At 54.4% G+C, this 15,160-nt stretch carries 14 protein-coding genes and 3 tRNA genes; 12 read left to right on the forward strand and 5 right to left on the reverse strand.

Annotation, left to right across the window (positions count from 1 at the left end; all coding sequences use genetic code 11):
• Positions 1-147 precede the first annotated feature (147 nt).
• From BGP77_RS12430 to BGP77_RS12445, 3 genes are all read left to right on the forward strand, one after another.
• Positions 148-1,284: a tetratricopeptide repeat protein gene (locus BGP77_RS12430; RefSeq protein WP_108165050.1), complete on the forward strand. Its 1,137-nt coding sequence runs from the start codon at positions 148-150 to the stop codon at positions 1,282-1,284.
• A gap of 87 nt (positions 1,285-1,371) precedes the next feature.
• Positions 1,372-1,447: transfer RNA gene (locus BGP77_RS12435), tRNA-Glu, on the forward strand.
• A 232-nt stretch (positions 1,448-1,679) separates the two neighbouring features.
• A tRNA-Gly gene (locus tag BGP77_RS12445) sits at positions 1,680-1,754 on the forward strand.
• Positions 1,755-1,881: 127 nt separating this feature from the next.
• On the opposite strand, the gene BGP77_RS12450 is transcribed toward BGP77_RS12445, so the two are convergent.
• Complete coding sequence (locus BGP77_RS12450; protein ID WP_199224274.1) at positions 1,882-2,193, reverse strand: helix-hairpin-helix domain-containing protein; 312 nt, start codon at positions 2,191-2,193, stop codon at positions 1,882-1,884.
• Positions 2,194-2,427: 234 nt separating this feature from the next.
• Here BGP77_RS12450 and pyrB point away from each other — a divergent pair, with 234 nt between their 5' ends.
• From pyrB to BGP77_RS12485, 7 genes are all read left to right on the forward strand, one after another.
• Positions 2,428-3,372: an aspartate carbamoyltransferase gene (gene pyrB / locus BGP77_RS12455; RefSeq protein WP_108165051.1), complete on the forward strand. Its 945-nt coding sequence runs from the start codon at positions 2,428-2,430 to the stop codon at positions 3,370-3,372.
• Positions 3,369-3,839, forward strand: coding sequence for an aspartate carbamoyltransferase regulatory subunit (gene pyrI, locus BGP77_RS12460; protein WP_108165052.1), 471 nt, complete (start codon positions 3,369-3,371; stop codon positions 3,837-3,839). The genes pyrB and pyrI overlap by 4 nt, the downstream gene beginning before the upstream one ends.
• A gap of 168 nt (positions 3,840-4,007) precedes the next feature.
• Positions 4,008-5,024, forward strand: a complete 1,017-nt coding sequence (pheS, locus tag BGP77_RS12465; protein ID WP_108165053.1) for a phenylalanine--tRNA ligase subunit alpha — start codon at positions 4,008-4,010, stop codon at positions 5,022-5,024.
• 35 nt (positions 5,025-5,059) lie between these two features.
• Positions 5,060-7,435, forward strand: a complete 2,376-nt coding sequence (gene pheT, locus BGP77_RS12470) for a phenylalanine--tRNA ligase subunit beta (RefSeq protein WP_108165054.1) — start codon at positions 5,060-5,062, stop codon at positions 7,433-7,435.
• 2 nt (positions 7,436-7,437) lie between these two features.
• Positions 7,438-7,740, forward strand: coding sequence for an integration host factor subunit alpha (ihfA, locus tag BGP77_RS12475; RefSeq protein WP_108165055.1), 303 nt, complete (start codon positions 7,438-7,440; stop codon positions 7,738-7,740).
• The gene (locus tag BGP77_RS12480) at positions 7,718-8,080 is read left to right on the forward strand and encodes a MerR family transcriptional regulator (protein ID WP_108165056.1); all 363 of its coding nucleotides are present in this window, start codon (positions 7,718-7,720) and stop codon (positions 8,078-8,080) included. The genes ihfA and BGP77_RS12480 overlap by 23 nt, the downstream gene beginning before the upstream one ends.
• Positions 8,081-8,137: 57 nt before the next feature.
• Positions 8,138-8,214: transfer RNA gene (locus BGP77_RS12485), tRNA-Pro, on the forward strand.
• A gap of 257 nt (positions 8,215-8,471) precedes the next feature.
• On the opposite strand, the gene BGP77_RS12490 is transcribed toward BGP77_RS12485, so the two are convergent.
• Positions 8,472-9,347 (reverse strand): helix-turn-helix domain-containing protein, encoded by an 876-nt coding sequence (locus BGP77_RS12490; RefSeq protein WP_108165057.1) that lies wholly within the window; start codon positions 9,345-9,347, stop codon positions 8,472-8,474.
• A gap of 193 nt (positions 9,348-9,540) precedes the next feature.
• On the opposite strand from BGP77_RS12490, the gene BGP77_RS12495 reads away from it, so the two are divergent.
• Positions 9,541-10,458: a DMT family transporter gene (locus BGP77_RS12495; protein WP_108165058.1), complete on the forward strand. Its 918-nt coding sequence runs from the start codon at positions 9,541-9,543 to the stop codon at positions 10,456-10,458.
• Between the two features lie 73 nt (positions 10,459-10,531).
• Here BGP77_RS12495 and BGP77_RS12500 read toward each other — a convergent pair whose 3' ends face one another.
• Together BGP77_RS12500 and BGP77_RS12505 are read right to left on the reverse strand one after the other, a co-directional pair.
• The gene (locus BGP77_RS12500) at positions 10,532-11,005 is read right to left on the reverse strand and encodes a copper chaperone PCu(A)C (protein WP_108165059.1); all 474 of its coding nucleotides are present in this window, start codon (positions 11,003-11,005) and stop codon (positions 10,532-10,534) included.
• Positions 11,006-11,062: 57 nt separating this feature from the next.
• The gene (locus tag BGP77_RS12505; protein ID WP_146171244.1) at positions 11,063-11,431 is read right to left on the reverse strand and encodes a hypothetical protein; all 369 of its coding nucleotides are present in this window, start codon (positions 11,429-11,431) and stop codon (positions 11,063-11,065) included.
• A gap of 142 nt (positions 11,432-11,573) precedes the next feature.
• Between BGP77_RS12505 and BGP77_RS12510 the strand changes: the two genes are divergently transcribed.
• On the forward strand, positions 11,574-12,338 hold the full coding sequence (locus BGP77_RS12510) for a methyltransferase domain-containing protein (protein ID WP_108165061.1): 765 nt from the start codon (positions 11,574-11,576) through the stop codon (positions 12,336-12,338).
• A gap of 60 nt (positions 12,339-12,398) precedes the next feature.
• Here the strand turns inward: BGP77_RS12510 and acnB are convergent, their stop codons facing one another.
• Positions 12,399-14,990 carry a bifunctional aconitate hydratase 2/2-methylisocitrate dehydratase gene (gene acnB, locus BGP77_RS12515; protein WP_108165062.1) on the reverse strand — a complete coding sequence of 864 codons (2,592 nt, stop codon included), beginning with the start codon at positions 14,988-14,990 and terminating at the stop codon, positions 12,399-12,401.
• Between the last annotated feature and the right edge of the window lie 170 nt (positions 14,991-15,160).

Raw genomic sequence — 15,160 nt, forward strand, 5'->3', positions numbered from 1 at the left:
ATAACCAAAGCACCGTTTTGACGTTTATGGCTTGGCGGACACCGGCGTTGCCGCTGTTTGTCTGGCTATTGGGCACGTTGTTTGTCGGTGTGCTTATCGGCTTGATTCTGGGGCGCCTCGTCGGCCGCAGGCGCGCAGGACGATAGGATGCTCACCACGGTTAAATCGCTTTGGCGCCGAATAACGACGCCCTGGTCTGTGCCGTCAAGGTATCGAATCGAACCTTTTGAAGCGCTGACGTCCGAACCCGATCGAGAACTCGACGTCTTGCTCGAGCGTTTACCGATCACCGCAGATACTCTGGAAACGCATTTAGCGCTCGCTGAGCTGTTCCGTAAAAGGGGGCAAATCGAGCGCGCCATTCGTATTCATGAAACGCTGCTCGATGCTGAATTGGATCGAGAGCAAGCTAACCGAGTTCGGGTTGAACTGGCGCAGGATTTCTTCTCCGCTGGATTCCTGGGCCGCGCAGAAACCGAATTGGAGTCGCTGATACTGGATCAGGGCGAGCGTTTTTCAGCGCAGGCGTTTCGTTTGTGGTTGGTCGTGCTTGAGCGTGAGCAGGAATGGGAGCGCGCTATTAAGCTTGTGCGCGACTATGGGCAGCCAGGGTCTGGGAATATGCGCCTGGCAAATCTGTACTGTGAGTATGTGGGTCAGCTGAAAGGGCAGGGCAAACTGGTACAGGCGCGTATCGCGCTAAAAGAGGCCCGTAAACTGTCAGACAGTGCCCGAACCTTCATCGCCTCTTCTGAATTGGAAACCTCCCTGGGTCATTACCACAAGGCGTTGCGTCTGCTGAAAGAAGCGCTGGTGCGTGATGTTCGCCGGGTTGATGTGATTCTGCCGGGCCTGAAGCGGCTGTCCCGCCTGGTGGGGGGTGAGGCATCGCTGCGGCGCTATTTGGAGAAGCTGTACGACTTTCATCCCAGTCATCGAGTCTTGGGTGCCATTTTAGATTTGGTCGGCGATAGCGACCCGCGCAGTCAATATTGGCACTCTGAGCTGGAGCGAGTGGTTAACAGCGGCGCCTCCTTTGGTCTGATGCAGCGCTGGCTGGAGCAGCGCCGGGATATTGGTGCTACGCCGCGTGCTGTGTTGCTCGAGTCAATTCAACGCCTGAAGTTACGTTTGCCCGATGTCTATCAATGCAATCACTGCGGCTATGAAACCGGGACGATGATCTGGTTTTGCCCGCAATGTGAACGTTGGGAGACGGCGTTTTCACAGCATGAACAGAATGTCCATGAGGATCGCCGTCAAGCGAGCCTGAGCCGAAGCTAGTGCATTGATTTTCATAAAGTTATTGAACTGATGCTGAAAATTGGTATGATGCGCTCCGCTTTGACGTTCTGCATCAAAGCTTGGTTAGTCCCGTTCGTCTAGTGGCCTAGGACACCGCCCTTTCACGGCGGTAACAGGGGTTCGAGTCCCCTACGGGACGCCACTTATTTTTTGCGGGAATAGCTCAGTGGTAGAGCACAACCTTGACCGAGGTTGGGGCCGGACGGGCAGTCTCGCGAGTTCGGTTCGGCGCAGTCGGACCTGATTCAAATACAACCAGTTTTGCGGGAATAGCTCAGTGGTAGAGCACAACCTTGATCGAGGTTGGGGCCGGACGGGCAGTCTCGCGAGTTCGGTTCGACGCAGTCGGACCTGATTCAAATACAACCAGTTTTGCGGGAATAGCTCAGTGGTAGAGCACAACCTTGCCAAGGTTGGGGTCGCGAGTTCGAATCTCGTTTCCCGCTCCAAAATTCATACGGAAGTGGCCAGTTAGGGGCGCGAGCTGGAACGCCAGTCCGATCGAATCTCGTTTCCCGCTCCGAATGAAAAAAGCAGCCAATGGCTGCTTTTTTTGTATCTGGGTTTGCGGGGCTTTTATTCCGTTGTGCCGATTCGGATTTTGTCTCGATTTTTTTCCAGAGTGGCTGGGCCAATTCCGGTGACATTCAGCAAATCCTCAGGTGCGATAAAAGCGCCGTTTTCCTCTCGGTAGTCGACGATCGCCTGAGCTTTCGACTGACCGACGCCTTCCAGTAAGTCGGCCATCTTAGTGGCGTCGTCGTTGTTGATATCGACATAGATGACGACGCTTTCAGGCGTTGAACCTGAATCGCTTTCTTCAGCGACGGCGTTAACGTTGAGCGCGGCCAGGGTCAGGCTGAGTAACAGCAGGATCGTTTTCATCATGATTATTTCCTTTTGATAGTCATTGGGGCGTCCTTGATCGCATCGGCGATCCTGATCCAATCTATCAAGCTGGAGAGGAAGTCAAAAGTTTGACGATTTGAACTGTCTCTCAGCGTTAGAATTTTGTTTGCTTGTGGTTTTGGTCGAGGCGTGGTCAGCCATGCTATTGCGGTGTGTTGCTATTCGTATCCGTCAATTCTGGTAGAATGCCGCAAATCTTGCCCGAGCTACGCTATGAACAACCCTCTGTTCGGTCGTGATGTGGTCTCAATCGGTGATCTTTCAAAAGCCGATATCGAATTCATCGTCGAACGTGCCGCTGCTCTGAAGCGATCCGGCCCCCAGCCATTGCTGAAGGATCGACTGATTGCCAGTTGTTTCTTTGAAGCTTCCACCAGAACCCGCCTGTCCTTTGAAACCGCTGTCCAGCGTTTGGGCGGCACGCTGATTGGTTTTTCCGACAGCGGTAATACGTCGACTAAGAAGGGTGAAACCCTCTCGGACAGTATCCGTATGATTGCCGGTTATGCGGATGCCATTATTATGCGGCATCCTCGTGAAGGGTCGGCGCGCTTGGCGGCTGAAGTGGCCGATGTGCCGGTCATAAATGGCGGTGACGGCGCCAATCAACACCCAACACAGACATTGCTTGATCTGTTTTCCATCGCAGAATGCCAGGGGCGTCTTAGTGGTTTATCGGTTGCGCTGGTGGGTGATTTAAAATACGGGCGAACGGTTCATTCTCTGGCGCAGGCGTTGGGGCACTTTAAGCCGCATTTTTATTTTGTCGCGCCCAAGGCGTTGGCCATGCCAGCCTATATTGAAGACAGTTTGCGCGCAGCGGGCATTAGTTTTGAGTACGTTGATAGCCTCGATCAGGTGATTCCACTGGTCGATATTCTCTATATGACCCGTGTGCAAAAAGAACGTTTTGATCCCACCGAATACATGCATTTGGCTTCTCAGTTTGTATTGCGACCTGACATGCTGAAATCGGCGCAGCCGGGCATGAGAGTCATGCATCCTTTACCGCGGGTGGATGAGATTCATCCGGCGGTTGATCGAACCGACCATGCCTATTATTTCCAGCAGGCTGAAAATGGCGTCTATGCGCGCCAGGCCTTGTTATCGCTGGTGATGAACGAAACCGTACTGGAACCAGCGGGAGGCGCAGCATGAGTGAGCAAACTCGCGAGAAGATGCTGGTTGAAGCCATTCATAATGGCACCGTGATCGATCATATTCCGGCCGGCAAGGGGCTGACGATTCTGGGGCGCTTGCAGTTAAAAAATGCGGAGGCCCGCTTAACCGTCGGGTTGAACCTGCCCAGCCATGGCGGCGGCATGAAGGATTTGATTAAGGTTGATGACTGGCGCTTCACTGAGCACGACGCGGCTGAGCTGGCGTTGTTCGCGCCCAAAGCCACCGTAAACATCATTGAAGACTACCGGGTGGTGCGGAAGTTTCCGATCGGTCTGCCTGAGGCCTTTGTGGGTGTGTTCGCCTGTCCGAATGCCAACTGCATTACCCATGTGGAGCCCGTGGAGAGCCATTTTGCCGTGGTGACCGGAGAGTCACTGCAGTTGCGGTGTCATTATTGCGAACGGGCGTTTGCCGATACCTTGTTCATTGAAGCCAAAGTCTGAATTGACGGCTCAATGGCGATCAGCGTGGGGTGCTTTATTGGTACCATTTCAGGCTTTTCAATATTCCGGCAAATGAAGAATTTTGCCTTATCAATCAGTTGCTTATTTTAGCCCCATCCTTATAGTGAGGGCTTTTTCCAGCGCGTCTCGACGGGAGTTTAGCTGTTCATGGATACCCTGACCCAACTGCACGGCCGTGCGCTTGAAGCGGTTCAACAGGCCACCAATCCACAAGAGTTGGATGAGCTGCGTGTGCGCTTTTTGGGCAAGAAAGGTGAGGTGACGGCTCAGCTTAAATCTTTAGGGGCGTTGGCGCCTGAAGATCGTCCGGCCGCCGGTGCCAAGATTAACGAAGTCAAAACAGCAGTCGCTGATGCCATCAGTGCGCGTAAGGCGCACTTAGAAGAGCAGGCGCTGAGTGCGCGTTTGGCAGAAGAGAAAATCGACGTTACTCAGCCGGGCCGTCGACAAGCCATGGGTGGACTGCATCCGGTCACCCAAACCCTGCGTCGTATGGAGTTGTTTTTCGTAAATATTGGCTACGATGTCGCCGTAGGTCCGGAGATCGAAGACGATTATCACAATTTTGAAGCTCTGAATATCCCGTCGCACCATCCTGCTCGTGCCATGCACGATACCTTTTACTTTGATGCGGGCACGTTGCTTCGGACCCATACATCACCGGTTCAGGTGCGCACCATGGAAAATGGTGAGCCGCCATTCCGGATTGTTTGCCCGGGTCGGGTATATCGTTGTGACTCCGATTTAACGCATACGCCGATGTTCCATCAGATGGAAGGTCTGATGGTGGATACCGATGTCAGCTTTGCCGACCTTAAAGGCACCGTCGAAGAGTTTCTGCGCGTTTTCTTTGAGAAAGAACTTGCCGTGCGTTTCCGGCCCTCGTATTTCCCCTTTACTGAGCCTTCTGCCGAAGTCGATATCGAGTGTGTGATGTGTGGCGGTGACGGCTGTCGCGTCTGCAGTCGTACCGGCTGGATCGAGGTGATGGGTTGCGGCATGGTGCATCCCAAAGTGCTTGAAGCCTCGGGCGTGGATGCAAAAAAATACAGCGGTTTTGCCTTCGGCATGGGCGTAGAGCGTCTGGCAATGTTGCGTTATGGCGTGAATGATCTGCGTCTGTTCTTCGAAAACGATCTCAAATTCTTGCGCCAGTTTAACTAGCCCGGCCGAACAACATCGATAGGATTTAACTGCATATGAAATTCAGCGAACAGTGGCTGCGCGAATGGGTTAACCCGGCGATCGACGCCCAGACCCTGATGGATCAGATCACCATGGCCGGTTTGGAAGTCGATGGAGCCGAGCCGGTCGCCGAAGCCTTTGAAGGTGTGGTGGTTGCCGAGATTGTCAGTTGTGAACCGCATCCGAATGCCGACAAGCTGCAGGTGTGCCAAGTGAATGCCGGTAATGAAACCGTTACGGTTGTCTGCGGTGCGCCGAATGCGCGCGCGGGTATCAAGGTGGCGCTGGCTCAGGTCGGTGCCGTATTGCCAGGCGATTTCAAAATCAAAAAAGCCAAGCTGCGCCAGGTGGAAAGTCAGGGCATGCTGTGCAGCGAAAAAGAGTTGGGCTTGTCTGAAAGCCATGATGGCATTCTGGAATTGCCCGAAGCAGCGGACGTTGGTCAGGACTTGCGGGTTTATCTGGGGCTGGACGATTTGGCGATCGAGGTCGATCTGACGCCTAATCGCGCCGACTGCCTGAGTATCGCCGGTTTGGCGCGCGAAGTGGGTGTACTGAACGACTCCCCTGTAACCGCACCAGACATTCAGTCAATTGCAGCCGTCCACGACGACACCTTCCCGGTGACCTTGAGCGATACTCATGGTTGCCCACGGTATGTCGGTCGCGTACTCAACGACGTCAATGTTGGCGCTGCAACGCCGGTGTGGATGGTTGAACGTCTGCGCCGCGGTGGAGTTCGATCGATCGACCCGGTGGTCGATGTGACCAATTACGTCATGCTGGAGCTGGGTCAGCCAATGCATGGTTTTGACCTGGATCGTCTGAAAGATGGCATTGATGTGCGTCGTGCCAAGGCGGGTGAAAAGCTCGAACTCCTGGATGGCCAGATCATTGAATTGGGCGAAGACGTATTGGTCATTGCTGACGGCAACGGTCCGTTGGCCATGGCAGGCGTTATGGGCGGCGAGCAAAGTGGGGTGTCGACGGATACCCGTCGTGTGTTCCTGGAAAGTGCCTTTTTCGCTCCGGTCGAGATTGCTGGCCGGGCCCGTAACTATGGGCTGCATACCGATGCCAGCCATCGCTTTGAACGCGGTGTTGACCCGAGCTTGCAAGAGGCAGCGGTAGAGCGGGCAACGGCGTTGTTGATCGATATCTGTGGCGCCAAACCCGGCCCTCTTGTCGTGCAAGAAGCGTCAGAGAATATTCCGGCACCCGCCACGATTGAGTTGTCAGCCGAGCGTGTCGCGACCGCTTTGGGTATGAACATCGATGCGGCTGAGATCGAACGTATTTTGCGTGGCTTGGGGTTTGATGTGAGTCAGCAAACGACCGGTCAGTGGTCGGTTAAAGCGCCAGCGTGGCGTTTTGACATGGCTATCGATGCGGATCTTATTGAAGAAATTGCCCGCATCTATGGCTATAACCGTTTTCCGGTCACGGTGCCAAAAGCCGCTTTACCGCCGCGCGGCCGTGCCGAACAGCAAACAGACATCGACCTGTTGGTCGATCGCCTGGCCAGTCTGGGCTATCAGGAAGCCATTACCTACAGCTTTGTCGAGCCTGAACTGCAAACCAAGATGTTTCCCAAAGAGGGCGGCATCGAATTGGCGAACCCCATTTCTGCCGACATGGCTGTCATGCGGGTCTCGCTCTGGCCAGGTTTGTTAAAAGCACTGAGTCATAACCTCAACCGCCAGCAGGAACGAGTACGGTTGTTCGAAACCGGGTTGCGTTTCCGTGCCAGCGATGAGGGCACTGAACAGTTGAATATGCTGGCGGGTGTGGCCACTGGCAGTCGCTTACCGAAAGGTTGGTACAGTGACAATGAAGCGCTCGATTTCTTTGATATTAAAGGCGATCTCGAGCAGGTTCTGGGGCTGATCAAAGGCGCTAATTTCGAATTTGTTTCCGGTCAGAATTCAGCGCTGCACCCGGGTCAATGTGCGCGCATCGAACGCGATGGGAAATTGATCGGTTATATTGGTGCGGTGCACCCCAATCTTGCGCGTGAATTGGGACTGAAGCAACCGACTTATATGTTCGAATTGCGTTTGGACCGGGTTTTGCCCGCTCAGCTGCCTGCTTTTGAACCCTTGTCTCGCTTCCCATCGTCAACCCGCGATTTGGCCGTGGTCGTTGATGAGGAAACCCCGGTTGCTGAGCTGATGAACAGCGTTCGCGAAAAGGCGGGTGATGATCTTGAAAGCCTGACGTTATTCGACATCTACCGTGGCAAAGGCATTGATTCGCAACGGAAAAGCGTCGCTCTAGGCTTGACCTGGCAAAATCCTTCGCGCACTCTAACTGACGAAGAAATAAACAGTTTGATGGATTCCATCATTACCACCTTGCAGACTAGGTTCGATGCTACTTTGAGGAGCTGAGTATGGCCCTGACCAAAGCGGAAATGGCTGAACGGCTGTACGAAGAACTGGGCTTAAACAAACGTGAAGCCAAGGATATGGTGGAAGTCTTCTTTGAAGAAATCCGCGATAGCCTGGTTAATAACGAACAGGTCAAGCTGTCTGGTTTTGGTAATTTTGATCTTAGGGACAAGCGGCAGCGTCCAGGCCGCAACCCGAAAACGGGGGAGGAAATCCCCATTTCGGCACGCAGGGTCGTCACTTTTCGCCCGGGCCAGAAGTTGAAGGTGAAAGTCGAGGCTTATGCTGGAACCGAGCCAGAATAATGAACTGCCGACCATCCCAGGAAAACGTTACTTCACCATTGGCGAAGTGAGCGAACTGTGCGCAGTGAAACCCCACGTACTGCGCTACTGGGAACAGGAATTCCCACAACTCAGTCCGGTAAAGCGACGCGGTAATCGTCGTTACTACCAGCGTGACGATGTTGTCCTAATCCGCCAGATTCGAAACCTCCTGTATGAAGACGGTTACACCATCGGTGGCGCTCGCCAAAAGCTCACCGAGCCGGAAGGAGACAGCGTTCTGGTTAAACAGCACCAGGAACTGATTGAAGACATGATCCGCGAGCTGGAAGCCGTACTGAAGCTGCTTTCCGACGGCTGATCCTGATTCTTAAAAGCTTGATATTTCAATCGCTTAGCGTATGATTCGCTTCGTTTTCGGGCATTAGCGCAGTCTGGTAGCGCATCGTCATGGGGTGGCGAGGGTCGCAGGTTCAAATCCTGCATGCCCGACCAAATATAGAAAAGCCGACCTTCGGGTCGGCTTTTTGCGTTTATGGTGCTTCTTAAAATAGATTAATCTTGAAAGTTAACCATAGCACTTCGTTAGTTATTACGAGGGGATCAATCTCGAATCGCCGGTGGTTTTCCCTGTTTAAATGTCTGGGTAATTTCTATTTTTGCTTTTCTGTTGCTTGGCTGGAAATGGTCTCTTTTCCCGGTCAGACGAGTGTTGCGTCTTGTTTGCAATATGATCGACATTGGCCGGTGACTTAGTGCATTCGTTCTCGATACTTGGATGGTGTGACTCCCAAAGCTTGTCGGAAGCGATGAGTGAAATGGCTGGACGAACTGAAACCGCAGTGTTGGGCAATCTGAGTCAGCGGAACTTGGCTGTGCTTGAGTATGTGTTGCGCGCGTAGCAGGCGTTGTTGCAGTACATACTGATGCGGGCTTTGACCGGTGCTGTGTTTGAACATACGTGCAAAATGGTAGTCGCTCAAATGTACCTGTTCGGCGAGTTCGTTGATGGTCAGCGCCTGCTCCAGGTGGGTATCGATGTAGGCTTTGACGCGGCTCAGTTGATGCGGTGCCAATCCGCCTTTAACAACAACTGGTTGCCAGCGGAACTGGGTGTAGTGGCGAACCAGGTGCGTGAGCAGCAGGCAGGTGGCGCTGCTCAGCAACAGCCGGTTGGCGTTGTCGTGCCAGTCTAGGCTGGCTAAGTAGTGACGGTAGAGACTGCTGATCTTGGCGTCGTCGGCGAAAATATGTTCATCGACGCTTAAACCCGTAGGGCTTTTATCCCAGGTTTGTTCCGCCGTTCGGCGCAGGTGTTCGTCGTGGAAATAGCAGTGCATAAATTCGAATGAATCCAGCACATTCCAGGTGCTGCTGTAGTCTTTAGGCATTAGACACAGGCGGTCGGGTCCACCGCCATCACGCCAGCCGTTTGGGGTTTTGAAATAGGTCCGCTCGCCATGATTGAGGTAGAGGCTGAGGGTATGGTGACCCGTTGGCTGGATCACCACCAGATCATCATCGTTGGCCCAGGATGCCAGGCTGATGCCACTGTCGAGGTCGAGACGGTCGAGCAGTTGTGTCTTGCTCTGCTGCAGGTGCTGCAGCATTTGGTAGGTTGTTGACATCTGCCTACCTCCGCTCGGTGTCAGGCCGTTATTTTGAAGCTCTATCATAGGCGCTGAACGCGACACACGCCAAGCGGTCGCTTAGTAGAAGGTGCAAAAAGCGCAAGAATATACAAGTCCAGCGCAGCGAAATGACAGCCCCTGCTGCCGTCGTTATCGATACTGAAGCTCCATGATTTTCTGGAGTAGCGTTATGAATGCATTGTTGTTTATTGCCTCGGTGTTGATATGGGGGACCACCTGGCTGGCAATTGCCATGCAGACAGGGCCGGTGCCTGTTGTGGTTTCGGTGTTTTATCGCTTTGCCTTGGCCGCGGTGGTCTTGCTGGTCTTCCTGCTGGTAACCCGACGCCTGCGGAAGATTGCAATGACCGATCATCTGTTCTGTCTGCTGCAAGGCGCCTGTGTGTTTTGCGTGAATTTTCTGTGTTTTTATACCGCCAGCCGTTGGATCAGCAGTGGTTTGGAGTCGGTGCTGTTCTCGATGGCCACGCTGTTCAATGCGCTCAATGGCGTGCTGTTTTTTGGGCACCGTATAACGCCTCGTCTGGCACTGGCCAATACCTGTGGTTTGGTGGGCATGCTGGCCTTGTTCTGGCAAGACCTCATGTCCGCATCGCTTTCCTCTGGTGTTTTGCTCGGCGCCGGTTTGACCTTAGTGGGTACCTACGGTTTTTCATTGGGGAATATGATCAGTGCGCGGCATCAGCGCCGTGGGTTGGATGTGCTTTCCACCAATGCCTACGCCATGGGGTATGGTGCGCTGTTGCTGTTAGTTGCAATGACGCTGACAGGTGCTGGTTTGGCCTGGGATGTGCGGCCTGAATATGGCCTGGCATTAGCCTACCTGGCGGTGTTTGGTTCGGTCATTGGCTTTGCGACTTACTTTTTGCTGATCGGCCGTATCGGTTCTGGTTCAGCCGCTTATGTGACGGTGACGGCCCCTTTGGTGGCGATGTTGCTGTCGACCTGGCTGGAAAGCTATCAATGGTCGCTGTCAGCGGTTTTAGGCATTGCCTTGATTCTGCTTGGTAATGTGGTGATGTTTTATAAACCCAGACCAAGAGCTGCTTCAGCTAAGACTCCGACAGAATTAGCCAGCACCGTTTAGGTTGCTCCACCTTCAAAACAATGCCGACCTCTGAGGTCGGCATTGCTGTTTTCGCGCTGAAATAAAACCGTGATCAGTGACTGTGTTCAGGCATGGCACCAATAGCATCAACCGCCAGTTCGACGTCAACGGAACCGGCGTGTTCAAATTGCAACCTGATGCGGCGGCGTTCACCTTCAACCAAAGGCGCTTCAAGCCCCATCAACATCAGATGATAGCTGCCCGGTTCCAGAGTAACTGAACTGCCGGCGGGAATTTCCAGGCCATCATGCAGCGGCAGCATCTTCATGGTGCCGTCTTCCATCTTGGTTTGATGCACGCTGATGCTTTGCGTGAAATCGGAGCTGCCACCGAGTAAGTAGTCGCTCTCGTCGCCGTGGTTGTGGATGGTCATAAAGCCACCGCCGGTTGGTGTTCCTGGAGGGGTTGCACGTGACCAGGGGTGTTCAATGCTCAACGGGCCCAGTTCATAACCGTGTGCCCAGGCGGACGCATTGACAAAACTGAGGCTGATTAGGGTGGTCAGTACCAATAAAAACCGGGTCATAAAAACTCCTGACAAAAATGAGTCGTCATCAAGTGGTTGCTCAATAATGAGCGTTATTTAGCCAATGAAATTGATGGTCGAAGTGTCGGAGACGTGTGGTGGTGCCCGACTTAAATAGGGCAACTTTTTTGCGGGCTTAGGGTCGAGTGCCAGAGGCAGCTCGGTGGGGGCGACCGGTAACGGTGGCCGGGTGGCAATCGATGGATTCCAGGCGGTATCGAGCGTGCTGTGGGTGCAGGGGCAGTGGTTATTTTGCGTCGACCGCTTGTCATCCAGTGACAGTTGCACCCAGGACGTGCCGGTACCCAGGCACAGGCGAATCCAGATGCCGTCGCCGCCTTGCGCATTGACCGCAGGCACGGCAATCATCCCAAGCCAGGCGAACAGGCTGAGAGTGAGAGCAAGGCGAGTCAGGCGACGAGGCAAATGAGTAATCCGTAAAACTTACCGAATCGACAGTGTCGGTGCTTAACCAATGCAGTGTCAACGAGTAATGGCCGCTGTGTGCTGCCCGGACGACGCGTTAGAATGCCGTTCTTTGCGGACCCTGTTTTGAAAGGTCGAATGGATGTCTTATATCAGTTTTGATGGTCTGGTCGATCGCTTTGCCGATCAGATTTATGGCGGCATTAAAGGTCGACTGCGACAGGCGTTGTTGACCGATTTGTATGCCACGCATCTAGCCTCTGACATGAGGGAACCTTTGACGGTTCTCGATGCGGGCGGCGGATTAGGTCAGATGAGTGCCTGGTTGCTCGAGAGCGGGCATCGGGTCGATTATTTTGATGTGTCTGCTGAGATGGTTGAACACACGGCGACGATACTGTCGGATTGTGTTGAAGCAGGGGTTTTGACCGTGCAGCAGGGATCGGTGTTGTCGTTTGAACCTGAGCGAAGCTATGACTGGGTCGTGGTTCATGCGGTGCTGGAATGGCTGGAATCACCAGAGGTGGCCTTGCAACGCATGATGACGTGGGTGCGCCCAGGCGGTGTATTGGGTGTGATGGTCTACAACCGCCATATGCTGGCGCTGCGCAACTTGATGCGCGGGACCCTGGCCAAGGTGCGTGACGATCAGCTTGGGGGGGATGGTCGCGGTTTGACACCCATATCACCGCTGGATCCGAGTGCCGTTCGTGCTCAGTTAGAAGACGGCGGTTATACCGTTATCTCTCAGGCGGGAATTCGTACCTTTGCCGATTTAACCGAGCCAACAGTGCTGTCTTGGTATGACGAAGCGGACGTGCTGGAGATGGAGCGACGGTTGTGTGAGCAGGCGCCGTATCGGGATTTGGGGCGTTACGTGTTGTTCTTGGCGCGGCGCGATGTGTAGTTTTTAAAGTTATAAAAAAACCCCGCCTTGGCGGGGTTTTTTGTGTCAGCTTGCCAAGGTTCAGGCCGCTGAAGTCGCGATTACTGAATCGGCGGCTTTAACGAACTCGTCCATACGGTCGAAGTTCAGGTAGCGATACACATCGCTGGCCATGCTGTCGATTTCAGCGGCGATCTTCAGGTACTCCTCTGGCGTCGGCAGCTTGCCGTACAGAGCGGATACCGCAGCCAGTTCGGCAGACGCCAGGTAGACGTCAGCGCCGTCGCCCAGGCGGTTCGGGAAGTTTCGCGTAGAGGTCGATACGACGGTCGACTTCGCCGCAACACGCGCCTGGTTACCCATGCACAGTGAACAGCCTGGCATCTCGGTACGTGCACCGGCACGGCCAAAAATGTTGTAGTAGCCTTCTTCCATCAACTGAGCCTGATCCATCTTGGTCGGTGGGGATACCCACAGACGTGTGGAGATCGGCGCGTTGTGCGCGTCCAGCAGTTTACCGGCAGCGCGGAAGTGACCGATGTTGGTCATGCACGAACCGATGAAGACTTCGTCGATCTTGTCGCCAGCCACTTCAGACAGCTTGCGAGCGTCGTCCGGGTCGTTTGGCGCACAGAGGATCGGCTCTTTGATGTCTTCCAGGTCGATTTCGATGATGGTGTGGTATTCCGCATCGGCATCGGCGCGCATCAGGTTCGGGCTTTCCAGCCACTCTTCCATTGCCTTGGCGCGACGTTCCAGAGTACGGGCGTCGCCGTAACCGTTGGCAATCATCCAGCGCAGCATCACGATGTTGGAGCGCAGGTATTCACCGACGGAATCTTCCGACAGGGTGATGGTGCAACCCGCCGCAGAACGTTCAGCGGAGGCGTCCGACAGTTCGAAGGCTTGCTCGACGGTCAAATCTTCCAGACCTTCGATTTCCAGGATGCGGCCGGAGAAGACGTTTTTCTTGCCTTTCTTCTCAACGGTCAGCTCACCTTGCTGGATAGCGTAGTAAGGAATAGCGTGGACCAGATCACGCAGGGTGATGCCCGGTTGACGCTTGCCCTTGAAACGCACCAGAACCGATTCCGGCATATCCAGCGGCATCACGCCAGTCGCGGCAGCAAAAGCCACCAGACCGGAACCGGCAGGGAAGGAAATGCCCATCGGGAAACGGGTGTGAGAGTCACCACCGGTACCAACGGTATCGGGCAGCAACATACGGTTCAGCCAGGAGTGGATGATGCCGTCACCCGGACGCAGTGACACACCGCCACGGTTTTTGATGAAGTCGGGCAGGGTGTGCTGAGTTTCAATATCGACCGGCTTCGGATAGGCCGCGGTGTGACAGAACGACTGCATTACCAGATCGGATGAGAACCCCAGGCACGCCAGGTCTTTCAGTTCGTCACGGGTCATCGGACCGGTGGTGTCCTGAGAGCCAACAGTGGTCATCTTGGGTTCGCAGTATTGATTCGGGCGAACACCGGTAACGCCACAGGCTTTACCCACCATCTTCTGTGCCAGGGTGTAACCTTTGTTGCTGTCGGCGACATCACCAGGACGACGGAAGACAGTGCTCGGCTCCAGACCCATGGCTTCGCGGGCACGATCAGTCAGACCACGGCCGATGATCAGCGGAATACGGCCGCCGGCGCGTACTTCGTCGAGCAGCACCTGAGTTTTCAGTGAGAACTCGGCCATGACTTCGCCGTTGCGCTCAACCTTGCCTTCGAACGGATAGAGGTCGATGACATCGCCCATTTCCAGCTTATCGACGTCCACTTCGATCGGCAGTGCACCGGCATCTTCCATGGTGTTGAAGAAGATGGGCGCGATTTTGCTGCCCAAAACGTAACCGCCAGTGCGTTTGTTCGGGACGAACGGAATGTCGTCACCGGTGTGCCACAGCACAGAGTTAGTTGCGGACTTACGTGAAGAACCGGTACCGACCACATCGCCGACCAGTACGACCGGGTGGCCTTTTTCTTTCAATGCTTCGATCTGTTGGATCGGGCCGATTTCGCCGTCTTTATCCGGGTTCAGACCATCACGCTTCATCTTGTACATGGCCAGAGCGTGCAGCGGGATGTCCGGACGTGACCAGGCATCCTGTGCCGGTGACAGATCATCGGTGTTGGTTTCACCCGTGACTTTGAAAACCGTCAGGGTGATTTTTTCCGGCACTTCTTTTTTGTTCAGGAACCACTCGGCGTCGGCCCAGGATTGCATCACCGCTTTAGCGGCGCTGTTACCGGCTTTGGCCAGTTCGTCGACATCGTGGAACGCATCGAACACGAGCAGAGTGTGTTTCAGTTCTTCAGCAGCCACATCAGCCAGTTCGCTGTCTTTCAGTAGGCCAACCAGCGTTTCGATGTTGTAACCGCCCTGCATGGTACCGAGCAGTTGAGTGGCTTCTTTTTTATCGATCAGCGGAGACTGAGCTTCGCCTTTGGCGATGGCCGACAGAAAGGCGGCTTTAACATAAGCGGCTTCGTCCACACCCGGCGGGACGCGGTTGACCAGCAGGTCTTTAACGAAGGCTTCTTCACCGGCCGGTGGGTTTTTCAGCAACTCCACCAGTTCGGTCACTTGCTCGGCATTGAGCGGCTTGGCAGGGATTCCCTGGGCCTCGCGCGCTTGCGCGTCTTGTCGGTAAGCTTCTAACACGATAACTCTCTCCAAACGGTGGGTGGCTACGCCAAGGGTGTCGACGGTTGGGTGGGCATAACGCAACCGGGACTGGCTGAATGGCGCGGAAGTTTAGTGAATTCTAGTACAAAAGTTAAGTAAAGGGCTTTTATGAACAGTATTCACGCCATGAATGATGGTTGGCCCGA

The sequence above is a fragment of the Saccharospirillum sp. MSK14-1 genome (assembly GCF_003054965.1).
Lineage (GTDB): Bacteria > Pseudomonadota > Gammaproteobacteria > Pseudomonadales > Natronospirillaceae > Saccharospirillum.

What these genes read in the sequence shown, in the direction of transcription:
- BGP77_RS12430 (WP_108165050.1), top strand. Translation starts at nt 148, where the DNA reads ATGCTCACCACGGTTAAATCGCTTTGGCGCCGAATAACGACGCCCTGG.
- BGP77_RS12450 (WP_199224274.1), bottom strand. Translation starts at nt 2,193, where the DNA reads ATGATGAAAACGATCCTGCTGTTACTCAGCCTGACCCTGGCCGCGCTC.
- pyrB (WP_108165051.1), top strand. Translation starts at nt 2,428, where the DNA reads ATGAACAACCCTCTGTTCGGTCGTGATGTGGTCTCAATCGGTGATCTT.
- pyrI (WP_108165052.1), top strand. Translation starts at nt 3,369, where the DNA reads ATGAGTGAGCAAACTCGCGAGAAGATGCTGGTTGAAGCCATTCATAAT.
- pheS (WP_108165053.1), top strand. Translation starts at nt 4,008, where the DNA reads ATGGATACCCTGACCCAACTGCACGGCCGTGCGCTTGAAGCGGTTCAA.
- pheT (WP_108165054.1), top strand. Translation starts at nt 5,060, where the DNA reads ATGAAATTCAGCGAACAGTGGCTGCGCGAATGGGTTAACCCGGCGATC.
- ihfA (WP_108165055.1), top strand. Translation starts at nt 7,438, where the DNA reads ATGGCCCTGACCAAAGCGGAAATGGCTGAACGGCTGTACGAAGAACTG.
- BGP77_RS12480 (WP_108165056.1), top strand. Translation starts at nt 7,718, where the DNA reads ATGCTGGAACCGAGCCAGAATAATGAACTGCCGACCATCCCAGGAAAA.
- BGP77_RS12490 (WP_108165057.1), bottom strand. Translation starts at nt 9,347, where the DNA reads ATGTCAACAACCTACCAAATGCTGCAGCACCTGCAGCAGAGCAAGACA.
- BGP77_RS12495 (WP_108165058.1), top strand. Translation starts at nt 9,541, where the DNA reads ATGAATGCATTGTTGTTTATTGCCTCGGTGTTGATATGGGGGACCACC.
- BGP77_RS12500 (WP_108165059.1), bottom strand. Translation starts at nt 11,005, where the DNA reads ATGACCCGGTTTTTATTGGTACTGACCACCCTAATCAGCCTCAGTTTT.
- BGP77_RS12510 (WP_108165061.1), top strand. Translation starts at nt 11,574, where the DNA reads ATGTCTTATATCAGTTTTGATGGTCTGGTCGATCGCTTTGCCGATCAG.